The organism is Anabaena subtropica FACHB-260, assembly GCF_014697105.1.
GTDB classification, from domain to species: domain Bacteria; phylum Cyanobacteriota; class Cyanobacteriia; order Cyanobacteriales; family Nostocaceae; genus Trichormus; species Trichormus subtropicus.
The window spans coordinates 122,778-140,737 of record NZ_JACJRF010000007.1 but is presented as its reverse complement, the minus strand read 5'-3'; the positions used below and the strand labels follow the sequence as shown (position 1 = coordinate 140,737).

At 39.5% G+C, this 17,960-nt stretch carries 12 protein-coding genes; 11 read left to right on the top strand and 1 reads right to left on the bottom strand.

From position 1 onward, the window contains the following. The first annotated feature begins 391 nt into the window (after positions 1 to 391). The 6 genes from H6G18_RS06355 to H6G18_RS06335 all read left to right on the top strand — a co-directional run bounded on the left by H6G18_RS06355 (position 392) and on the right by H6G18_RS06335 (position 10,768). Complete coding sequence (locus tag H6G18_RS06355) at positions 392 to 2,443, top strand: serine/threonine-protein kinase (RefSeq protein ID WP_190406245.1); 2,052 nt, start codon at positions 392 to 394, stop codon at positions 2,441 to 2,443. Positions 2,444 to 2,706: 263 nt separating this feature from the next. Then, positions 2,707 to 4,944: a hypothetical protein gene (locus tag H6G18_RS06350; RefSeq protein WP_190406244.1), complete on the top strand. Its 2,238-nt coding sequence runs from the start codon at positions 2,707 to 2,709 to the stop codon at positions 4,942 to 4,944. A gap of 13 nt (positions 4,945 to 4,957) precedes the next feature. Further along, the gene (locus tag H6G18_RS06345; RefSeq protein ID WP_190406243.1) at positions 4,958 to 7,237 is read left to right on the top strand and encodes a COG1470 family protein; all 2,280 of its coding nucleotides are present in this window, start codon (positions 4,958 to 4,960) and stop codon (positions 7,235 to 7,237) included. A 429-nt stretch (positions 7,238 to 7,666) separates the two neighbouring features. Further along, positions 7,667 to 8,959 (top strand): glycoside hydrolase family 10 protein, encoded by a 1,293-nt coding sequence (locus H6G18_RS06340; protein ID WP_190406242.1) that lies wholly within the window; start codon positions 7,667 to 7,669, stop codon positions 8,957 to 8,959. Then, positions 8,943 to 9,071: a hypothetical protein gene (locus H6G18_RS24995; protein ID WP_277875572.1), complete on the top strand. Its 129-nt coding sequence runs from the start codon at positions 8,943 to 8,945 to the stop codon at positions 9,069 to 9,071. The genes H6G18_RS06340 and H6G18_RS24995 overlap by 17 nt, the downstream gene beginning before the upstream one ends. Before the next feature lie 44 nt (positions 9,072 to 9,115). Then, positions 9,116 to 10,768: an RluA family pseudouridine synthase gene (locus tag H6G18_RS06335; RefSeq protein WP_190406241.1), complete on the top strand. Its 1,653-nt coding sequence runs from the start codon at positions 9,116 to 9,118 to the stop codon at positions 10,766 to 10,768. A 62-nt stretch (positions 10,769 to 10,830) separates the two neighbouring features. Here H6G18_RS06335 and H6G18_RS06330 read toward each other — a convergent pair whose 3' ends face one another. Continuing rightward, positions 10,831 to 11,322 carry a hypothetical protein gene (locus H6G18_RS06330; RefSeq protein ID WP_190406240.1) on the bottom strand — a complete coding sequence of 164 codons (492 nt, stop codon included), beginning with the start codon at positions 11,320 to 11,322 and terminating at the stop codon, positions 10,831 to 10,833. 261 nt (positions 11,323 to 11,583) lie between these two features. Between H6G18_RS06330 and H6G18_RS06325 the strand changes: the two genes are divergently transcribed. From H6G18_RS06325 to H6G18_RS06305, 5 genes are all read left to right on the top strand, one after another. Continuing rightward, positions 11,584 to 13,077 (top strand): FAD-dependent oxidoreductase, encoded by a 1,494-nt coding sequence (locus H6G18_RS06325; RefSeq protein ID WP_190406239.1) that lies wholly within the window; start codon positions 11,584 to 11,586, stop codon positions 13,075 to 13,077. 264 nt (positions 13,078 to 13,341) lie between these two features. After that, entirely contained in the window at positions 13,342 to 14,382 is a 1,041-nt protein-coding gene (speB, locus tag H6G18_RS06320) for an agmatinase SpeB (RefSeq protein ID WP_190406238.1), read from the top strand. A 475-nt stretch (positions 14,383 to 14,857) separates the two neighbouring features. Continuing rightward, positions 14,858 to 15,172, top strand: coding sequence for an RNA recognition motif domain-containing protein (locus tag H6G18_RS06315; protein WP_190406237.1), 315 nt, complete (start codon positions 14,858 to 14,860; stop codon positions 15,170 to 15,172). A gap of 223 nt (positions 15,173 to 15,395) precedes the next feature. Then, the gene (locus H6G18_RS06310; RefSeq protein WP_190406236.1) at positions 15,396 to 16,985 is read left to right on the top strand and encodes a M48 family metallopeptidase; all 1,590 of its coding nucleotides are present in this window, start codon (positions 15,396 to 15,398) and stop codon (positions 16,983 to 16,985) included. Positions 16,986 to 17,151: 166 nt separating this feature from the next. Then, positions 17,152 to 17,934 carry a COP23 domain-containing protein gene (locus tag H6G18_RS06305; RefSeq protein ID WP_190406235.1) on the top strand — a complete coding sequence of 261 codons (783 nt, stop codon included), beginning with the start codon at positions 17,152 to 17,154 and terminating at the stop codon, positions 17,932 to 17,934. The last annotated feature ends 26 nt before the right edge of the window (positions 17,935 to 17,960 follow it).

Below are 17,960 nucleotides of genomic sequence, written 5' to 3'. Positions count from 1 at the left end.
TCGCACTAGCAAAATTAATTATTGATGCCACGTCCCTTTTGCCAAATATTTGGCAAAATTTAAGAATTATCTGGTTTTTTAGCCACTGTAAATTATCAGCTTCGACTGCATAAAAATAGAAAAATATAATGTCAACTATCTATTGATAGATTAAAGTTTCGATAAAAAACAAATATTAATCACTATCTGGTAAATTATGAAGCAATTATTTCTGATTACAAGCATTACTGCAATTAATTCTTATATCATGGTTTGGAGGATTAACAAAATATGATCGTGTATAAATAATACAATTTATTTTCAGTGTTACGCAATTAAAGAAAATTTGTCATATTAGTAATTGAGATTCAAAATCACACAAGTACTTAAGTAATAAAATAGTTTCTGCCAAATGAGCCACCCACCTTCGTCAAACTCTTGGATTGGTTGCTTTGTTGGTGATAACCAACGATACCGTTTAGACAAACGTTTAGGCGGTGGTGGTATGGGAGATGTATTCTTAGCCACCGATACTCGTGTCGGTCAGCAGGTAGCCCTAAAACTTCTCAAAGATAAACTAGTAGCCTCAGCCGAAATGATCAAGCGGTTTGAGAGAGAAATCGCCATTTCTGCGGCTCTACAAAGCGACCACATCATTAAAATTAGCGACTGCGGTGTTACTCCAGAAGGATATCCATTTTATGTAATGGAGTATCTGCGCGGGCAAACACTGCGACAGTTAATACAACGGGAAAAGCAAGTATCTGTAGAGGAAACGGTAAAGATTATGGCGCAAGTTTGTAAGGGTTTACAGCTTGCCCATCAAGGGGTAACTTTACAGCGAGATGGGGGCAAAAATACCCAACATATTAAGGTTGTCCATCGTGACCTAAAACCAGACAATATATTTTTAGTACCTACAGAATTGGGCGACTGGGTAAAGATTTTAGATTTTGGCATTGCCAAAATCCGTAAGCAATCGTCAGAAATGTCACTGATAACCCATGCCTTCATCGGGACATTTCGCTATTCATCACCCGAACAGATCCAAAACGATAACAATATAGACGGAAGAGCAGATATTTATAGCTTGGGAATCATTCTTTATGAAATGCTGAGTGGAGCAGACCCGTTTAGTTTAAACATTAAAGGTAAAAATGTCAGTGAAGCCTCGTGGTTGATCGCTCATAGCTATGAAGCACCCAAGGAATTGCGATCGCAGCCTGGTTGTGAGCATTTATCTGTGCAGTTAGAAGCTGTGGTGATGAAATGTCTCCACAAAAAAGCAAGCGATCGCTTCGCTTCCACAGAAGAACTGCATCAAGCTTTGTTAGCTGCGCTTCAACCAGCAACAACCCCAGCTTACCGACTCAGACAAACTATTATCTCATCTCAACAACCAACATCTATAAGTTCTGACAACGAAACAGTTTTCAAAACATTGCAACCTGTAGAGGAAATCCAACCTCAAGTTAGTAGCGATGACGAAACAGTTTTCAAACCATTGCAACCTGTGGAGGAAAGCCAACCTCAAGTCAGTAGCGATGACGAAACAGTTTTCAAACCATTGCAACCTGTGGAGGAAAGCCAACCTCAATTCAATGGCGATGACAAAAAAGTTTTCAAACCACTACAACCTGTGGAGGAAAGCCAACCTGAAATAGCAAATGTTCAGCAGCAAAATTTGCCTAATCAAGACTTAAGTCAAAACGTTTCTATTACTTCACAATCGAACCATTTCCCAGAAAGCAGACAGAAAATCATACTGTCTCCCCAGCAGCCAGTCCCCCAGCAATCTGGACAAAACAACCCAGAGGGGACAATTATGCAGCCACGTCCCCCTGTCGTTCATCCACAAAACAACCCAGAGGGGACAATTATGCAACCACGTCCCCCTGTCGCTCATCCACAAAACAACCCAGAGGGGACAATTATGCAGCCGCGTCCCCCTGTCGTTCATCCACAAAACAACCCAGAGGGGACAATTATGCAGCCACGTCCCCCTGTTGTTGGTGCTAGTAGACAACAGACACCACCGGATAAAACTTTATATCAACCGCTACCAAAAGCTATTTCTAGAGACAAACAAATTCCTGATCGTACAATTATGCAAAAGCGTCAGCCTACTACTACTAGTAGCAAAACGCCTGAGCAAAGCATCTTTCAAAGGCTAACCGCTTTTAATCAAAACAGACCGCAAATACAGGAAGATACAATTTATCAACCAAAGAAAGAAGATAGACAATCTCAAAAATCATCTTTCAAAATCTTACAAATCTTGAGTATAGTCTTAGCAACAGGAATGATACTAGGTGTTACTTATCACATTTGGCGTTCTCAAGAAAGAAACTCCGTTCCGGCGAGGGAACAAGGAAATCAAAAATTACTGCCTTATTCCCACTCACTCATAACTTTCTATTTTTCAGACAACCAATCACAGGAGAAATCCCATAAGCATATATAAAAATCTCACATCTCTAGTTATTTTTTAAAAATATTCAAAATTATTACCTATTCAAAATCGTTCACAAAATTACTCGCCATCATTAGCGCCAAAGGTTACTGTTCTGTTTTATACTTTTTTAGTCCCTGTTGCTCAAATCTGCAACGTGATTTTCTAATAAGCTGTTGATTGTATAAATTTTCTACCGAATGGTTTATAAAAAGTGAACCTTTTAGGCTTAACAGCTTACTGCTTATTAGTAAAGCAAAAATCCCATCATACATATGCGACAAAATGATATTTTTGCCAGTCTTTCTACACAAAATTTAATATTTCGTCCAGGTGAGCCGCCAGTTTACTTTGAAGTTACTGTCAATAATGACAGCGATCGCTTTGCTAATTTTCAACTAGAAATTACAGCTGCCGGAGAAAATCGCCATCCCGAATATCGCTGGTATCGACTCGAACCAGAAGTTGCAGCAGCACAACCACACGGTAGCAGCACAAAATTTCAAATTTTTATCTTTAATACACCCATCCCTGGGTTTGTCGGTACAGTCAACTTAACGGTGAGAATTTTTTCGCCTCAGCTAGGACAAGAACGCAGACTTTTACTACGCTTAAAAATTGAGTCTGACAATAAACCCACTCTTTTAAGTGTGGAATTGCCAGTGCGAGAATTTCAAATTTATCCCCGCAACACTGTAGATATACCCGTACGTGTACGCAACTTGGGTCAACAACTAACAAATGTTTTATTGCATTTTACAGGTGTTGATCCTTCATGGATGAAAGGTAGTGCCGAACGAAGACTAACTATAGACCCAGGAGGAACGGCAGAAGTATCCTTCCAATGTCAACCCCCATCTGTAGTTCAAGCACTCAGTCAAAATTATCCTTTTAATGTAGAAGCTACCAGCAATAATGGTTATCCAGCCAACGCAGAAGGTCACTTAGAAGTCTTACCTGTGGGTTTTATTAAGTTTAGTACCCCAGAAAAACAGCAAAAAATTCCTCACAAACGCCGTTGGTGGCCTGACTGGAAATCTGATACGGCTTCCTATGAATTGTTATTTCAAAATTCTAGCAACCTCCAGCAAGAAATTAACCTGCAAATTCAGGGTAGAGATTGGCAAAAATGCAAATTTAGAAAATATCCTGAAACAGCCAATTTGAGTCTAGGAGAGACAGCTAAAATTATTTTAGACGTGACCACAAAACGTCCTTGGATAGGGTTAAGAAAAACTTTACTATTAGAAGTAAAAGCAGAATTATCAGACCAACGTTTAGGAAGTACAGACCCTGCTACCCAAACCCTAGAATTATTAGTCTTCCCAATTATTCCCCTGTGGTTACAGTTAGCTATTCTTGCCCTAATAGCAGCATTATTAGCATTATTCTTAAACCAAGAACCAATTCAGCATTTAGGCTCTGTTAACTCAGTTCGCGTCAGTGGTATTGGTACAGATGTGATTAGCGGTTCAGATGATTGTACGCTTAGAATTTGGAGAATTAGCACCAATAAATTAGAACCTCTAGAAACAGTAGAATTTCCTGGACAGCCTCTAGCCTGTGGTATCAATCATCAGCCTAAAGGTTTGTTAACAATCACTAAAGATAGTGTTCGAGTCCTGCGTTTTGAGCCTGTAGAAAATAAAAGTGTGGCAGTAGGTTTAGATAGTGGCGTAATTGAACTTAGGGATGTACCTACAGGAAAACTGACAAGCCAACTGCAAGACCCAAACCTTCCTGGAGGCGATAGAGTATTTGACATCATCTTTACCACAAATTCGTTGTACCTATTTAGTGGTTATGGCAGTGGTAGGGTGAGAGTTTGGTCAAGACCATCAATTAATAGTCAATTTATAGCAGAGCCAAAAGTTATTGACCTGAAAAATCAATTAAAACTCTCAGATTTTCAAGCGCGAACTTTAGCCATCAGTCCAGATGATACAAGAATAGTTATTGCTGGCAACTTTAACCGTTTTTTGGTGCTACCTTGGAATATTAATCAACCCGATTATCAATTTAAAGGTTTATCACAAAAGAAACTAGGGACTATCGACTCAAGAGGTGGACGTGAGGATTACGTTTGGGGGTTAGCTTTTGCACCTATTTCTCCTAATTCTTCTAATAAAATTTTAGCAACTTCTGATTCGGCTGGATTTATCACCATTTGGGATTTAAATAAATGCGAAATTCCGCAAAATTCCAATTCCCAACTAGAAATCAACGAATTAAATTGTACCCATCTTGACCGTTGGCAAGATGAATCAAAACTTGCCATACGTACTCTAGCATTTAGTGATAATAGTAAATTGCTAGTAACTGGTGGCGATGATGGACGAGTAGTTCTTTGGAACTTAAATGACGACTATACACTTGATAAAACAAAATCACCAAAAGGTAAAACCATTTACAGAAGTTCTAAAAAAATTAATAGTATTCACTTCAGAAGTAGCCAGGGAATTGTTGTCAGTGGAAGTGAAGATTTTCAAGTAAAACTACACCGCATCAATTAAGAGAGTAGCTGCTATGGAATTCCAATCTCATCCACTACAAGTCATTATCAACCCACCTGGTATACAATCTGGAATGCCAGGAGACACGGTTGAACTGAATGTGGTTGTCATCAACCTTGGAGAACAAAGTGCTGTTATCAACTTCTTTTTGGCTTTTGATGAGACTTTTCAAAAAATAACTGGATGGTTGACTTCTCCCAGAGAAAGCCGAGCAATAGCCCCCCAACAAAGTAGCGACGAAGTTACATTTAAGTTTGACATTCCAGTTGATGCCCTTCCAGGGACTTATGACTATACCTTAGTCATAGACTCACCTGAGCATTATCCCCAAGAAACACCCATCAACTTCCCAAATCAAATCAAAGTACTACTCAAAGAACAAACTGTAATTCGGGCAAACGACCCGACTTTTTCCATTCACCCAGCTAGTAACCCCGATAAGCAGTTAATTTACAAACCTGATGAGCCTTTGCAAGTAGTAGTGAAAATTGAAAATCGCTCCTTGCGTGTAGACAGATTCCGTTTAACTTGTCCTGATTTAGATGAAGAATGGTTAAGAATTTCTTACCCTACAACTGGGTTTGAGGGTCAAGGTTTATCTGATGTGACAGCACTAGAACTTAACCCTGGTTCTCTTGGTCAAATATTATTAGAATTTCGTCCACCTACTAATACTCTTGCTGGTAACTATTCTCCTACAATTCGCTTACATTCTGAAAATTATCTAGACTTAGTTTTACTGGATTTAGTCTATATTCAAATTTCACCAAACTATACCCTAGATACCCAAATAAATACTATTTTAGGAAGAGTTGGTCGCCATTCTGGTAAATATCAATTGTTATTTTTTAATAAAGGTAATGTTGTACGTGAATTTACTTTTAGTGCCAAAAATCAAGAAGAAGAAGAACTGTTAATTTATAAATTTGACCCAGCAGAAATCAAATTATTACCTACTAAAAATACAGAAGTAAATCTGGCAATTAAACCTCGTCATTGGTGGCGAAGACCTTGGTTTGGCGCACCTTTAGAGATGAATTTCCAAGTAAATATTATTGATAAACAAAATCTTCCTTTAAAAGATAGTTCACTTCCGGGAATTTTAATATGGAAAGCACGTCCTTGGTGGCAATTTCTGTTATTAATATTAATAATATTGGGTTTATTAGCAGGGGGAGGATTTGTTATTTGGCGAATTTTAAACCCTGATCCTTTAAAAGTGAAGACCTTTAGCAGTGACAGCCGTAAAATAACTGAAGGTGAAGATGAAGTAAGGTTAAATTGGGAAATTTCCAATTACAAGCAGTTACGGAATTTCGTTGTAACAATAAAAGAGCCAGCAACAAATGAGCCATTATTCAATAATGATAAATTGCCAGAGTTGCTTAAGAGTGAAAATAATGAATCTTCTCCATGTCGAGTAACACCACAGCAAGAGTTAATTTGCAATCGGGTGAGAACTGGAATTAAAACTAAAGGTAAATATGTTTTTGAACTGAAAGCTTCTTATCAACAAGGTATATCATTCTTTTCTCGAAGACCGTTGCAAACAGATATTCAAAATACTGAGGTAGAAATTATCGAGAAACCAATAGCAGAAATAACTGAATTGAAGGCAGATAAGCAACAATATATTAAAGGAAATAGCATAGTTTTAAGTTTGGGAATTACTCGCCCAGAATTGCTTGCAAAGCTAGAGATTGTCGGTAGGTCAGAGGATAAAATCCAAGCTGGACAACCTGTTAGTTATAGATTGAATAATGGTGTTATTGATAATCCGCAATTAAAAAGCGCTTGTAAAGAACAAAATAAAGTTTTGAGATGTAGTATTCCTGTTATCGCTTCTCAAGTCGGTAACTTTATCTATGAAATAAAAGCTTTTTCTAATAATGGCAGTAATAGAATAAATATTAAACAGACTGAAAATAAAATTGAGATATTACCTCCAGAGTTTCAGATAGAATCTTTTAGAATTAACAACAGCGAACAGTTAAACTTAGTTTTAAATGAAGGCGATAATGCTCTGATTACCTGGAAAGTAAAGGGAGAAGATATTCAAGTAGAGTTGCTTGGTAGCACCCGTTTACCATCAGGGGAAATACGACTTCCAGTAAATCAAGCCTTTCCATCTGAAATTACACTTAGAGTAAGTGATAAATTCGGTAAACGACCACCGCAACAAAAAACCTTTTTTATTGCAGTCAAAAAAATCGAGCCTACTCCTGCTCCTATCCCCCCTGTTTCTTTACCCAACGATAACCCATTTATAGAACCTCCTTTACCTCCACGCTAAGAGGCTAGGTTAATACCTCATCTAGATGAAAATTGCTGTAAATCTGAAAATAATCTTAAATTACATGGTTATAAGTGTTCTTCCTCAATAACTGCATTCATCACCCAATCGACGTTACAGCCCATATTCGTACATTCACACAGAAAAATTTCAGTTTGAAATTCTATTATAAAGTTATAATTATAACATTTTAGTTAAGTAATAATATTGTTGTAAATTGAGTATTTAATCTGATCAACATATTGCCAATATTGCTTCTCATGTACTTTTTGAGCTACAAAGACTAGGCACTAATTAGAAAAAAACACGTCAACTATACTTACTGTGCTAAGTATGCTTCAATTTTGTTGAGGCAGAAATTTCGATGCGCCGCATTGAATAACTACTAATAAACCAATTGTTTAGTAAGCAATAAAGCTTGTAGACTGTATGGCTAGTAATTTCCATCACAAATTCATGTTGTGGCGCGTGTGGGTAGCTAACGCATCGTTCAAATCGATGATTTTGAGTTTCCTTCGTCACAACTGGTTGCGTAGACACTCAGATACTGGTCGGCGGACTTTGCTCAAGGGTCTTTTCCCTATTCTAGTTTTGATATCCTTTGTCACAGCATTACTGGTAAATAATTTCATCCCTGCTGTTGCTCAACTACCCCGGCAAGAAATTCGTGGGGTGTGGATGACCAATAATGATTTTGATATCCTCAAGGATCGACTGAAAGTGCGGGATGCTATGAGTAAACTGCGGCAGATGAATTTCAATACAGCCTATCCTGTCGTGTGGAATTCTGGCTATGTCATGTATCCCAGCGCTGTAGCACAAAGGGCGGGTATCCAACCCTTTGTATTTCGCGGCTCAGATGGACATGATATTCTAGCAGATATCATTAACCAAGCACATCGCCAGGGTTTACTGGCTATTCCTTGGTTTGAGTTTGGTTTCATGGCTCCTCCAACCTCAGAATTAGCTATGAACCATCCAGAGTGGTTGACACAAAAGCGTGATGGTGGTCAAACTTCAATTAGTGCTGCTGGTGAGGTGGTGTGGCTTAATCCTTTCCACCCGCAGGTTCAACGTTTGATTTCTGATCTTGTGCTGGAAATTGTCACCCAGTATGATGTCGATGGTATTCAGTTTGACGACCACATGAGTTTGCCTCATGAATTTGGTTACGATAAATATACAGTTTCTCTATACACCCAGGAAACTAAAAATCCACCGCCGGCTAATCATCAAGATGCCGCATGGGTGCGGTGGCGAGCTGATAAAATCACGGCATTTATGGTACGGCTAAACCAAGCTGTAAAGACGAGAAAACCTCAGGTGATGTTCTCGGTATCTCCCAACTATTACGATTTTGCTTACAAATTTCAACTACAAGACTGGCTTGCTTGGATACGCTTAAAGATTGTAGATGAGCTAATTGTGCAAGTCTATCGTCCCAATCTGCAAAGTTTCATCTCTACTATTTCCCGTCCAGAAATTCAAGAAGCACAAAGAGTTATACCTACTGGGATTGGGATTATGACAGGATTACGCAATAACCCTGTTCCCATGTCACAAATTAAATCACAGGTGAGGACTACGCGAGAACGTGGACTGGGTGTAGTATTTTTCTATTTCAGTAGCCTTTGGGGTTATACTCCAGACAGTTTAAGCGAACGGCAAGCGGGATTCCAATCTTTTTTCCCTAGCCCGGCACTCCGTGCCAGAGTTGAATAATTTTCTCGATAAATACACTGAGGTAATTGGTGAGGCGAGTAAGGAAAAAACTGCTTCTCATCACCTCACCACACTTTCAACACAAATAACCGATCGCTCCAGTACACCGTAAAATAGGAAATCATCGTAGGCAAAGAGTTGGCTAGATTTGTCATCATGTCTTTCACAGACGTTCTGCACCAGTTATCAGATTTTATTGAATGTAATTTGACTGGTGATAACTCATCAGCTAACTATTGGTATGAAGGGTATTGTCGGCAATCTGGTGATTTTTTGAGGCTACCTCGTACTGATTTAGCAGAGGCGATCGCTCATAGTTTAATGCAACACCTTGCCACTGATGAGCTTTATTCTCGTGAAGGTAAAATGTATGGCATATTACTAGTGGAAACACTGTCTGGTGAAAGACGAGTAATTAAAGCTTTCTCTGGCTTGCTTAATGGTCAAAGTGTAGTTGATAGTTGGGTTCCAGCAATTCCAGGGAGAGAACAAGTTGCCCTAGAAGAAGCGCGGACTTTAGCTGAGTTAGATGCTATTAAGCAGGAATTAATTACTCTCAATCAACAGCCAGAAAAACAACAGTACGCAACTCTTGCTCGTGAGTTTGAGCAGCAGTTGCAAGCAATGAGCGATCGCCATCGTGATCGTAAATACCAACGACAACAAAAACGCCAACTACTATGGGAAACTCTTTCTCAAGCAGCATTGACTATTGCACTGGAAGAGCTTGACGAAGAAAGCCGTCAGGATGGAATTGAACGACGGCGACTCAAGCAACAACGAGATAGGATATTGCAACCATTAGAGGAAGCGATCGCCTCAAGAAATCTCAGGATACAGCAACTCAAGCAAAAGCGGAAAGCCCTATCTCGACAATTGCAAGCGCAAATGCACGCTGCTTACTCTCTAATGAATTTTTTAGGGCAATCTTTATCATTACAGCAATTAATGCCTGGTGGCTCCATACCTACAGGAACAGGAGATTGTTGTGCGCCAAAACTACTGCACTATGCAGCAACACATCAACTCAAACCCTTAACAATGGCTGAATTCTGGTGGGGTTCATCTTCTGAAGATAAAATACAGGGTGAATTTTATGGCGCTTGTGTGGAACGTTGTCAGCCGTTGATGGGATTTTTGTTGTCGGGAATAAAACCTAAAACTCTCGGTAGTCAAGAAGAAATTAGTATTATTTACAAGGACAAATGGCTGATTGCGGTGAATAAACCGGCTGGGTTATTATCGGTTCCTGGTCGTTATTTTCACACCCAAGATAGTGTTCTGAGCCGTTTGCGTCATCTGTTACCGGAGGGAATGATGTTGGCGGCTGTGCATCGCTTGGATCAAGATACATCCGGTATTCTTTTATTGGCGCGAGACAGCCAAACCTACCGTCAAATTAATCGTCAGTTTCAACAGCGACAAGTCCACAAGGTTTACGAAGCCATACTTGCTGGAACTGTCAGCATAGATGCAGGAATAATTGATTTGCCATTGTGGGGAAACCCCCACAATCGACCCTATCAGCAAGTTGACTGGCAACATGGTAAACCCAGTGTGACACATTTTCGGGCGATCGCCAGGGAAGGCGACTACACTCGTGTAGAGTTTGTACCACTCACAGGACGCACCCATCAATTGAGAGTTCATGCGTCCGATGCGCGAGGATTGGGGGTTGTTATTTTAGGCGATCGCTTTTATGGTTGCACAGCTGAAGCAACTCGGTTACACTTACACGCCAAAGAACTCCGCTTCCAGCATCCGCACTCAGGAGACACTCTTCATTTACAAGTAGAAACACCATTTTAACAAGAAGGAACCAAGAGTTTCAGGTGCTGCCAAATACAACTGTTCCCCTTACTCGTTTTTGTCTAGCTTTTGTATATTTTGATTAGTGGTGTCAACTTCGGCTGATGGGGATTGCTGAGATTTAATTTATAAAAAGCTCGGAATATATTTTCATTTTTATCACCTTTGACGGTAATTATATACGTAGCTGCTTGATCGGAAAGTTTTTCCACTTTTTCGATCTGCTTATCTTGAATAAGTTGAACTTTGGTTATTTTCCTATTTTTTTGATAGTTAGAACTAAATAAACAAAAAACACCTGTAGCATTAGGAAGCTTTAGCACTTGTAAAAAATATTTTTGTTTGTTTGCCTGAAATCCAGATGTGAAATATATAGTTGCCCGATTTTGTGGAGGAATTTTTCTAAAGGTTTCTGGCGTTCTCTGATGATAGCGACACTTGCTATCAATAATTGGTTCACCAGCAGCTACAGGATTTGTAGCTATTGCTATATAACTGCAACATAAACTAAAATTTGTTAAATTTAATACAATATTTTTTGCTAAATCAGGCATAAATTAAACTCCTCACATTATCTATGATGATGGAGTTAACTGGTAAGAAGTTCCTGTTTTTTAATCAGCTAAATGATAAGCGATCGCTCTATTAAATAAATGGTATAAAAAGATATCAATCAGTGTTTCGTTAGTAGCTATTGAGAAAATTAAATTATTAAAAAATATTGTATTTTACAACACTTTCAATCAGGGCGATCACCAGTGGTTTATGATGTTTTCTATTCCTAACTTCCTATTAAAAAGACATTTGTAGTAAGTATGCCAGAACATAAATCAACTCATGATCTAACTACAAACAACTCTGCCTTAACCCCATCTGATTTTCTCACTTCTTATGACGTTCTGGTAGTTGGTGCTGGGCCTGTTGGTTTAGCTACAGCTATCGGTTTACGTAAACGGGGTATTGAAAAAATTCTTGTATTAGACCAAACCCGCGCTTTTCGTCAGGTTGGTCAAGGGTTGGATCTTCTCCCTAATGGATTACAATCTCTCAGATATTTAGATTATGATGCTTACGAAGCAGTAAAAAAAGCCAGTATTACTTTTTCTAATTCTCAGCCAGCAAATCAAGCCCAAAAACCTCCTGATACTTTGCAAAAATGGCATTACAGAAATTTGCAAGGAGAGATAATTCGCTCAATTTCTCTCAGTTTTGATGATTGGTTTCAAGATTATGGCGAAGGTCGAGTATCAATTTCTTGGTACAATTTACAAACAGCTTTAAGAAATTTACTACCTCAAGATCAAGTTAAAGTTAATCACCGTTGTATCAATATTACAGATGAACCAGAAAATGGATGTGTGCGAATAGATTGTGTATCTGATACAACCCTAGAAGCCAATCCCTATGCTTATTGGAATGATCCAAATTCGGAAAAATCAGAGGCTGATTCCCCACAATCTATTAGTAAATCATTCCGAGCTAAAATAATTGTTGCCGCAGACGGCATCAACTCAACAATTCGTCAAGTTCTTTACAAGGATAGCCATAATCAAAACTTTGCCATACCTGAATATTCTGGGTTTGTGGCAATATCTTGTCGGGCAATTGTTGATATCCCCAAGGAAGTGCAAACAGAACTGGAAGAAAAATTTCTGCACGGCTCACCGATTGTCACCATCTGTCATAATGAGATGTCTAGAACGGCGGTTGGTGACACACAAGATACAAGGATATTATTATTTAGCAGAGTTAGTGGTCAATTTGGCTATGTCATACATTTACCTGTAGCTTTGGAATCTATCCAAAATAAGTCTGGTAGTTCTTGGATTGAATTAGCTCTACAAACGTTTGAACAAGCAGAATTTCCCCATGCACTCAAGGAATTAGTGCGTTTATCTCCGCTTGAAAATATGGAGCAGCGTCCGTATTACGTTCATCGTGTGACCAGTACAAATGAATCCCCTCAAATTCAACCAAATTGGAGTGCTGGAAGAGTGGTATTAGTTGGTGATGCAGCACATGGAATGCCACCATTCATGGCTCAAGGTGCGAACCAAGGATTGGAAGATGCTTTAATAGTAGCTACATTAATCGCTAAAATTGCCAAAGACAATCATTGGCAAGATAGACAAGCTATAGAGACAGCCTTCCAAAAATATGAATCGTTACGTCGTCCATTAATGGCGTATGTGCAGCAGGCTACATTAAGACGATTACCGTACTCTTCAGACAAAGACTGGGAAGAATATGGTCAACAGCTTTATAGACGCAATTTTGACCAAACACTTGAGAGCCTATTTATAAAGTAAATCTTAAGTAGGGTGTGTTAAGGCGTTAGCCTAACGCACCCCTAAATAATGGTGTGCGTTAGGCGCTTAATTTATTCTTGGAGTGAGACATCATCTCCGAATGTGTGCCTAACACACCCTACAGTAATTTTATTTTTACTTTATAAATAACCTCTGAGACATTGTTGTTGAATTGATAGTCATTGGGACTGGACGTAAAATGTGAATTAGAATACAGATGTTCAACCGGTGGCATATTTTCTACCCAGGTAAATCAGGTAATCGATGATTAATCAACTCCAAGACTATAACCCTAGCGGCGTAGGAGAAATCAATGGTAATCTCTTAGGCTTGCCATGCGATTACAATTCTGCAAACTTAATTGTCTTCGCTGTACCTTGGGAAGTAACTGTTTCCTATGGTGCAGGTACAGCTAACGGCCCACAAAGAATTCTTGATGCTTCAGTTCAACTAGATTTATTCGATTTTGATAACCCTGATGGCTGGAAACAAGGAATTTTCTTAGTAGAAATTCCCCAACAAATTATAGATAAGAACAATTATTATCGGGATTTAGCAGCACAAATTATTGAACGGCTAGCACAAGGTAAATTACTGACAGACACACCAGATTTAACACCTGTAATTACAGAAATTAATCAGGCTTCTCAACAGGTAAATCAATGGCTATTTGCACAGTGTCAAGCAGCAATGAATCAAGGTAAGCAAGTTGCAGTGATTGGAGGAGATCACAGTTCACCCTTGGGTTACTTCCAAGCATTAGCAGCTAAATACTCCAACTTTGGGATTCTGCACATTGATGCACACGCAGATTTACGCGACGCTTATGAAGGGTTTGAATTTTCTCATGCGTCGATCATGTTTAATGGGTTGAAATTACCGCAAATTTCTAAATTAGTGCAAGTTGGCTTGCGTGATATTAGTCATGATGAAGTGCAGATGATTGACGAATCGCATGGTCGCATTGTGGCATACTACGACCCAATTATTAAACAAAAGCTTTATGCTGGTACAACGTGGATTGAACTAAGCCGAGAAATCGTCAATCATTTGCCCGAATACGTTCACATTAGTTTTGATGTAGATGGTTTAGATCCGAAACTTTGTCCACATACTGGTACACCTGTTCCTGGTGGGTTGGAATTGGAGCAAGTTTTTTGTTTATTCCGTGAATTGGTGAATAGCGGGAGAAAAATTATTGGCTTCGATGTCTGCGAAGTCGGCGATGGTGAGTGGGATGGTAATGTAGGGGCGAGGATTGTTTATAAATTAGCGAATTTAATGGACTTATCGCACCGAAAATAAGCTTTGCTTTTCCAGCAAGCGATCGCCTCCTCTACCAAATGCTAAATTTACCCTGGGGCGATCGCTCAATTTGGAACATAGCTTATTGCATCAAAAAACCTACACCAAGTTAATGATTCATACAATCTATCCTGAGTATAGTTATTAAGATAAAAATCAGAAATAATATCACTAATATTTATGAAACAAAATTGTAATTTTGAACTGTAATATTTGGAAACATCTAAAATTTAAGATGTCAAAAGCCTTGTATGACAATATTTTTAGCTTTAATTGTCAATTTTATTTTTTGCATAATTTCCATTATTACCGCATTTACTCATGCAGGTAATTAACTTTTATGCCATCATAGACAGTGAGAATTAAATCGGTGATAGTCTTTGTTTTTAGTATTAACAGGCTTTTCCTTTTGGTATTTACGGACTCCTCTCCGAAATTTAAATCTCTACACAGCCATGATTTTGGAGAGAAAAGAATGTCAATTTACGTAGGGAACCTCTCTTACGACGTTACGCAAGAGGATATCAGCACTGTTTTTGCAGAATACGGTTCTGTAAAACGGGTTGTGCTACCTACTGACCGGGAAACAGGTCGACTGCGCGGTTTTGCTTTTGTAGAAATGAGTTCAGATGCAGAAGAAGCTCTGGCCATCGAGGGACTTGATGGTGCTGAGTGGATGGGTCGTGATTTAAAAGTGAATAAAGCCAAGCCTAAAGAAGATAGAGGTTCCTTTGGTGGAAACCGAGGAGGAGGATACGGCGGCGGTGGCGGTGGACGTTCCCGCTACTAAGGTTTCAAACGAAGAATTTATCTAAATTCTGAAGGTCAGACAATTTGTCTGCCTTTTTTTTTCTCTTTTTTCTAATTAAGTAAAAAAATATCCCATAGCTTTTACGGCAGAGTCTCTTTTCAAGAGTGTAGTTACTGTAAAGCAAGAGCGATCGCTCTAGTCGGATTAGCTTGATTGCTCATACCCTTAATATAAGAGCCTTTTGTATTAGGTGGAACTCAGCATGAAGCGGATCAGTAAGTCTGTGCTGCGAGCCTTGAACTGGGTCTTGTTGTCAGTTGGTACAACGCTTTTAATTATTCTCATCCAACCGATAGCACCCGTCCCAGCCCAAGAACCTCCAGCCCCCACTGAACAAACCAACACACCCAACCCAGAAAACCCAAATGACCAAAAGCTCAGGGATGCACTAAAACGCCCGTCCCCATCGGCGGAACCTCAATTAACTCCAGAAGAACTTGTCCGTCAACAAAAACTCACAGAAGCAGATAACCTTTATCTTGCAGGACAAATCACCGAAGCAGAAAAAATTTACCGTGAAGTAAAAGCACCTTTTACTCAGACAGGTATACCCCAAGAACGGAAACCAGCAATCCTTGATGCTAAAAAATTATCACCAGCAGGTAAGGTATATTGGCGAGAAGCAGAGGCGGGGATAGCCAAGAAACTACAGACGCGAACTTTAGTACCTCTGCAATTATTGGTTGAACAGCATCCCGAATTTATCCCTGGTCATATTCGCTATGCTGAAGTTCTCACCCAATACGATCGCAGCAAAGAAGCACTAGACATTTTAGAACGAGCATCATCCCTTTATCCCAATCAACCAGAAATAACTAAAGCCAGAGTTACCGCCTTGGCTGGAGCGGAAAAATGGATGGAAGCGTCTTTAGCTGCAAGACAATTTGCTATTCTCAACCCTAACAACCCCCAAGCCGCAGAATTTTCTCAATTAGCCGAAGATAATCTCAAACGTTATCAATCTCGTATTCGCTCGGAAATTAGAGGTAATGTCATTAGCAACGTGATTACAGGTGCTTTGGGTTATGCAGTTACAGGTAGTTTATTAGGGCCATTTTCTGCCCTTGACTCCACCATTTTGCTACTACAAGGTGAACAATCTATCGGTGAATCCGTAGCTAAACAGGCAAAAAAACAGTTACCTTTAGTCATAGACGATGATATCTTAGCCTACGTCAATGATATTGGGCAGAAACTAGCGAAAGTCGCTGGTAGAAATGAATTTAAATATGAATTTTTTGTCATTCCCGAAGAAGAACTTAACGCTTTTGCTTTGCCGGGAGGAAAAATTTTTGTGAATGCAGGCGCGATCGCCAAAACAACATCCGAAGCAGAACTAGCTGGATTAATTGGACACGAATTATCTCATGTTGTCTTATCCCACGGCTTTCAATTAGTTACTCAAGGAAACCTCATCTCTAACGTTACTCAATATCTGCCCTTTGGTGGCACAATTGGGCAACTTTTTGCACTCGATTACAGCCGTGAGATGGAACGACAAGCAGATATTCTCGGCACACGCCTAATTGTTGCTAGTGGCTATGCTGCCGATGGCTTGCGGAATTTAATGGTGACATTAGACAAACAAAAAAAATATGACATTCCCAGTTGGTTATCTTCCCACCCAGGTGGAAATGAGCGCGTTAGTTATCTAGAAAACTTAATTTCTCGCAGCAGTTATAATCGCTACGCCTACGAAGGTGTACAACGCCATGCAGAAATTAAGGTTAAAGTAAACAAACTCCTCAAAGATAGAAAAGAACAAAAAGAAAAAAAGCAGACTACCGAATGAACTAAAAGTAAAATTTTGCGTCAACTAAATTAGGACTAAAGCTACATATCATAAATTTCTTGTTGGGATAGTCAATAGTCCACAGTCCAAAGCAATAAAATAATGACTATTGACTGCTGACTAATGACTATTGACTAATTACTGTTTTGTCACTGGAGGAGCATTCATGTTATCTAAAAGCTGGAAATTTGCTTTGTTGGGCAGTCTAGGTTTATCTTTTTTCCTGGGTAATTCAGTAGCATTAGCACAATTTAATGATGATGTTGTGGTGCCAACTGTACCATCAGGTTCATCAACACCTACAAATACACCCTATCCCTATCCCACAGATACATCAACAAATACATATCCTTCCACAAATATTGACGGTACAGTTAGGTTTAGCTGCCAGGTGATCAACGGACAACACACAGTAGTCTATCAACCCCAAAGCCAACCAGGACAATACTTTCCTTGGGCAGCACCCAGAACTTTAGGCGGTGGTTGGGATACCCAAAGCCGATGTCAAGCGATCGCTAGCCGCTTAGAATCCTACCGTCCAGATGGCTTACAAGAACTCCAGGTATCTGTAGAAAATAACGAAAATGTTGTTTGTGTCACAACCGACGCAAACCAACGCTGTCGGATTGTACTGACTGTACCGCGCAACCAAGACCCCTACACAGTGCGTAATAACGTCTTCCAAAACTTAGTTACTGCTGATAGCGGACAGCAAACTGCGGCTGTCAACACTTATAGAGGAAACAACAACGATCTTTATAACTTGGGTAACACCCTTTTAGGTAATGGTAGTAATCGAGTAAGTTCATCCAGACGCGGGATAAATTTGAAGCCTTACCTCGACACCAGAGATGGGGGAACAGCTAGAAGCCTGAGAAATGGGGTAGCCATTCGTCGTCAATCTCCAAACCAAGCCCCTGCACGCCTTAATCCTGATAGATTCCGTTAATCTCCGTCGTTATTTTTCTATATGTT

Coding starts and splice junctions, on each gene's coding strand:
- H6G18_RS06355 (WP_190406245.1), top strand. CDS start 392: ATGAGCCACCCACCTTCGTCAAACTCTTGGATTGGTTGCTTTGTTGGT.
- H6G18_RS06350 (WP_190406244.1), top strand. CDS start 2,707: ATGCGACAAAATGATATTTTTGCCAGTCTTTCTACACAAAATTTAATA.
- H6G18_RS06345 (WP_190406243.1), top strand. CDS start 4,958: ATGGAATTCCAATCTCATCCACTACAAGTCATTATCAACCCACCTGGT.
- H6G18_RS06340 (WP_190406242.1), top strand. CDS start 7,667: ATGGCTAGTAATTTCCATCACAAATTCATGTTGTGGCGCGTGTGGGTA.
- H6G18_RS06335 (WP_190406241.1), top strand. CDS start 9,116: ATGTCTTTCACAGACGTTCTGCACCAGTTATCAGATTTTATTGAATGT.
- H6G18_RS06330 (WP_190406240.1), bottom strand. CDS start 11,322: ATGCCTGATTTAGCAAAAAATATTGTATTAAATTTAACAAATTTTAGT.
- H6G18_RS06325 (WP_190406239.1), top strand. CDS start 11,584: ATGCCAGAACATAAATCAACTCATGATCTAACTACAAACAACTCTGCC.
- speB (WP_190406238.1), top strand. CDS start 13,342: ATGATTAATCAACTCCAAGACTATAACCCTAGCGGCGTAGGAGAAATC.
- H6G18_RS06315 (WP_190406237.1), top strand. CDS start 14,858: ATGTCAATTTACGTAGGGAACCTCTCTTACGACGTTACGCAAGAGGAT.
- H6G18_RS06310 (WP_190406236.1), top strand. CDS start 15,396: ATGAAGCGGATCAGTAAGTCTGTGCTGCGAGCCTTGAACTGGGTCTTG.
- H6G18_RS06305 (WP_190406235.1), top strand. CDS start 17,152: ATGTTATCTAAAAGCTGGAAATTTGCTTTGTTGGGCAGTCTAGGTTTA.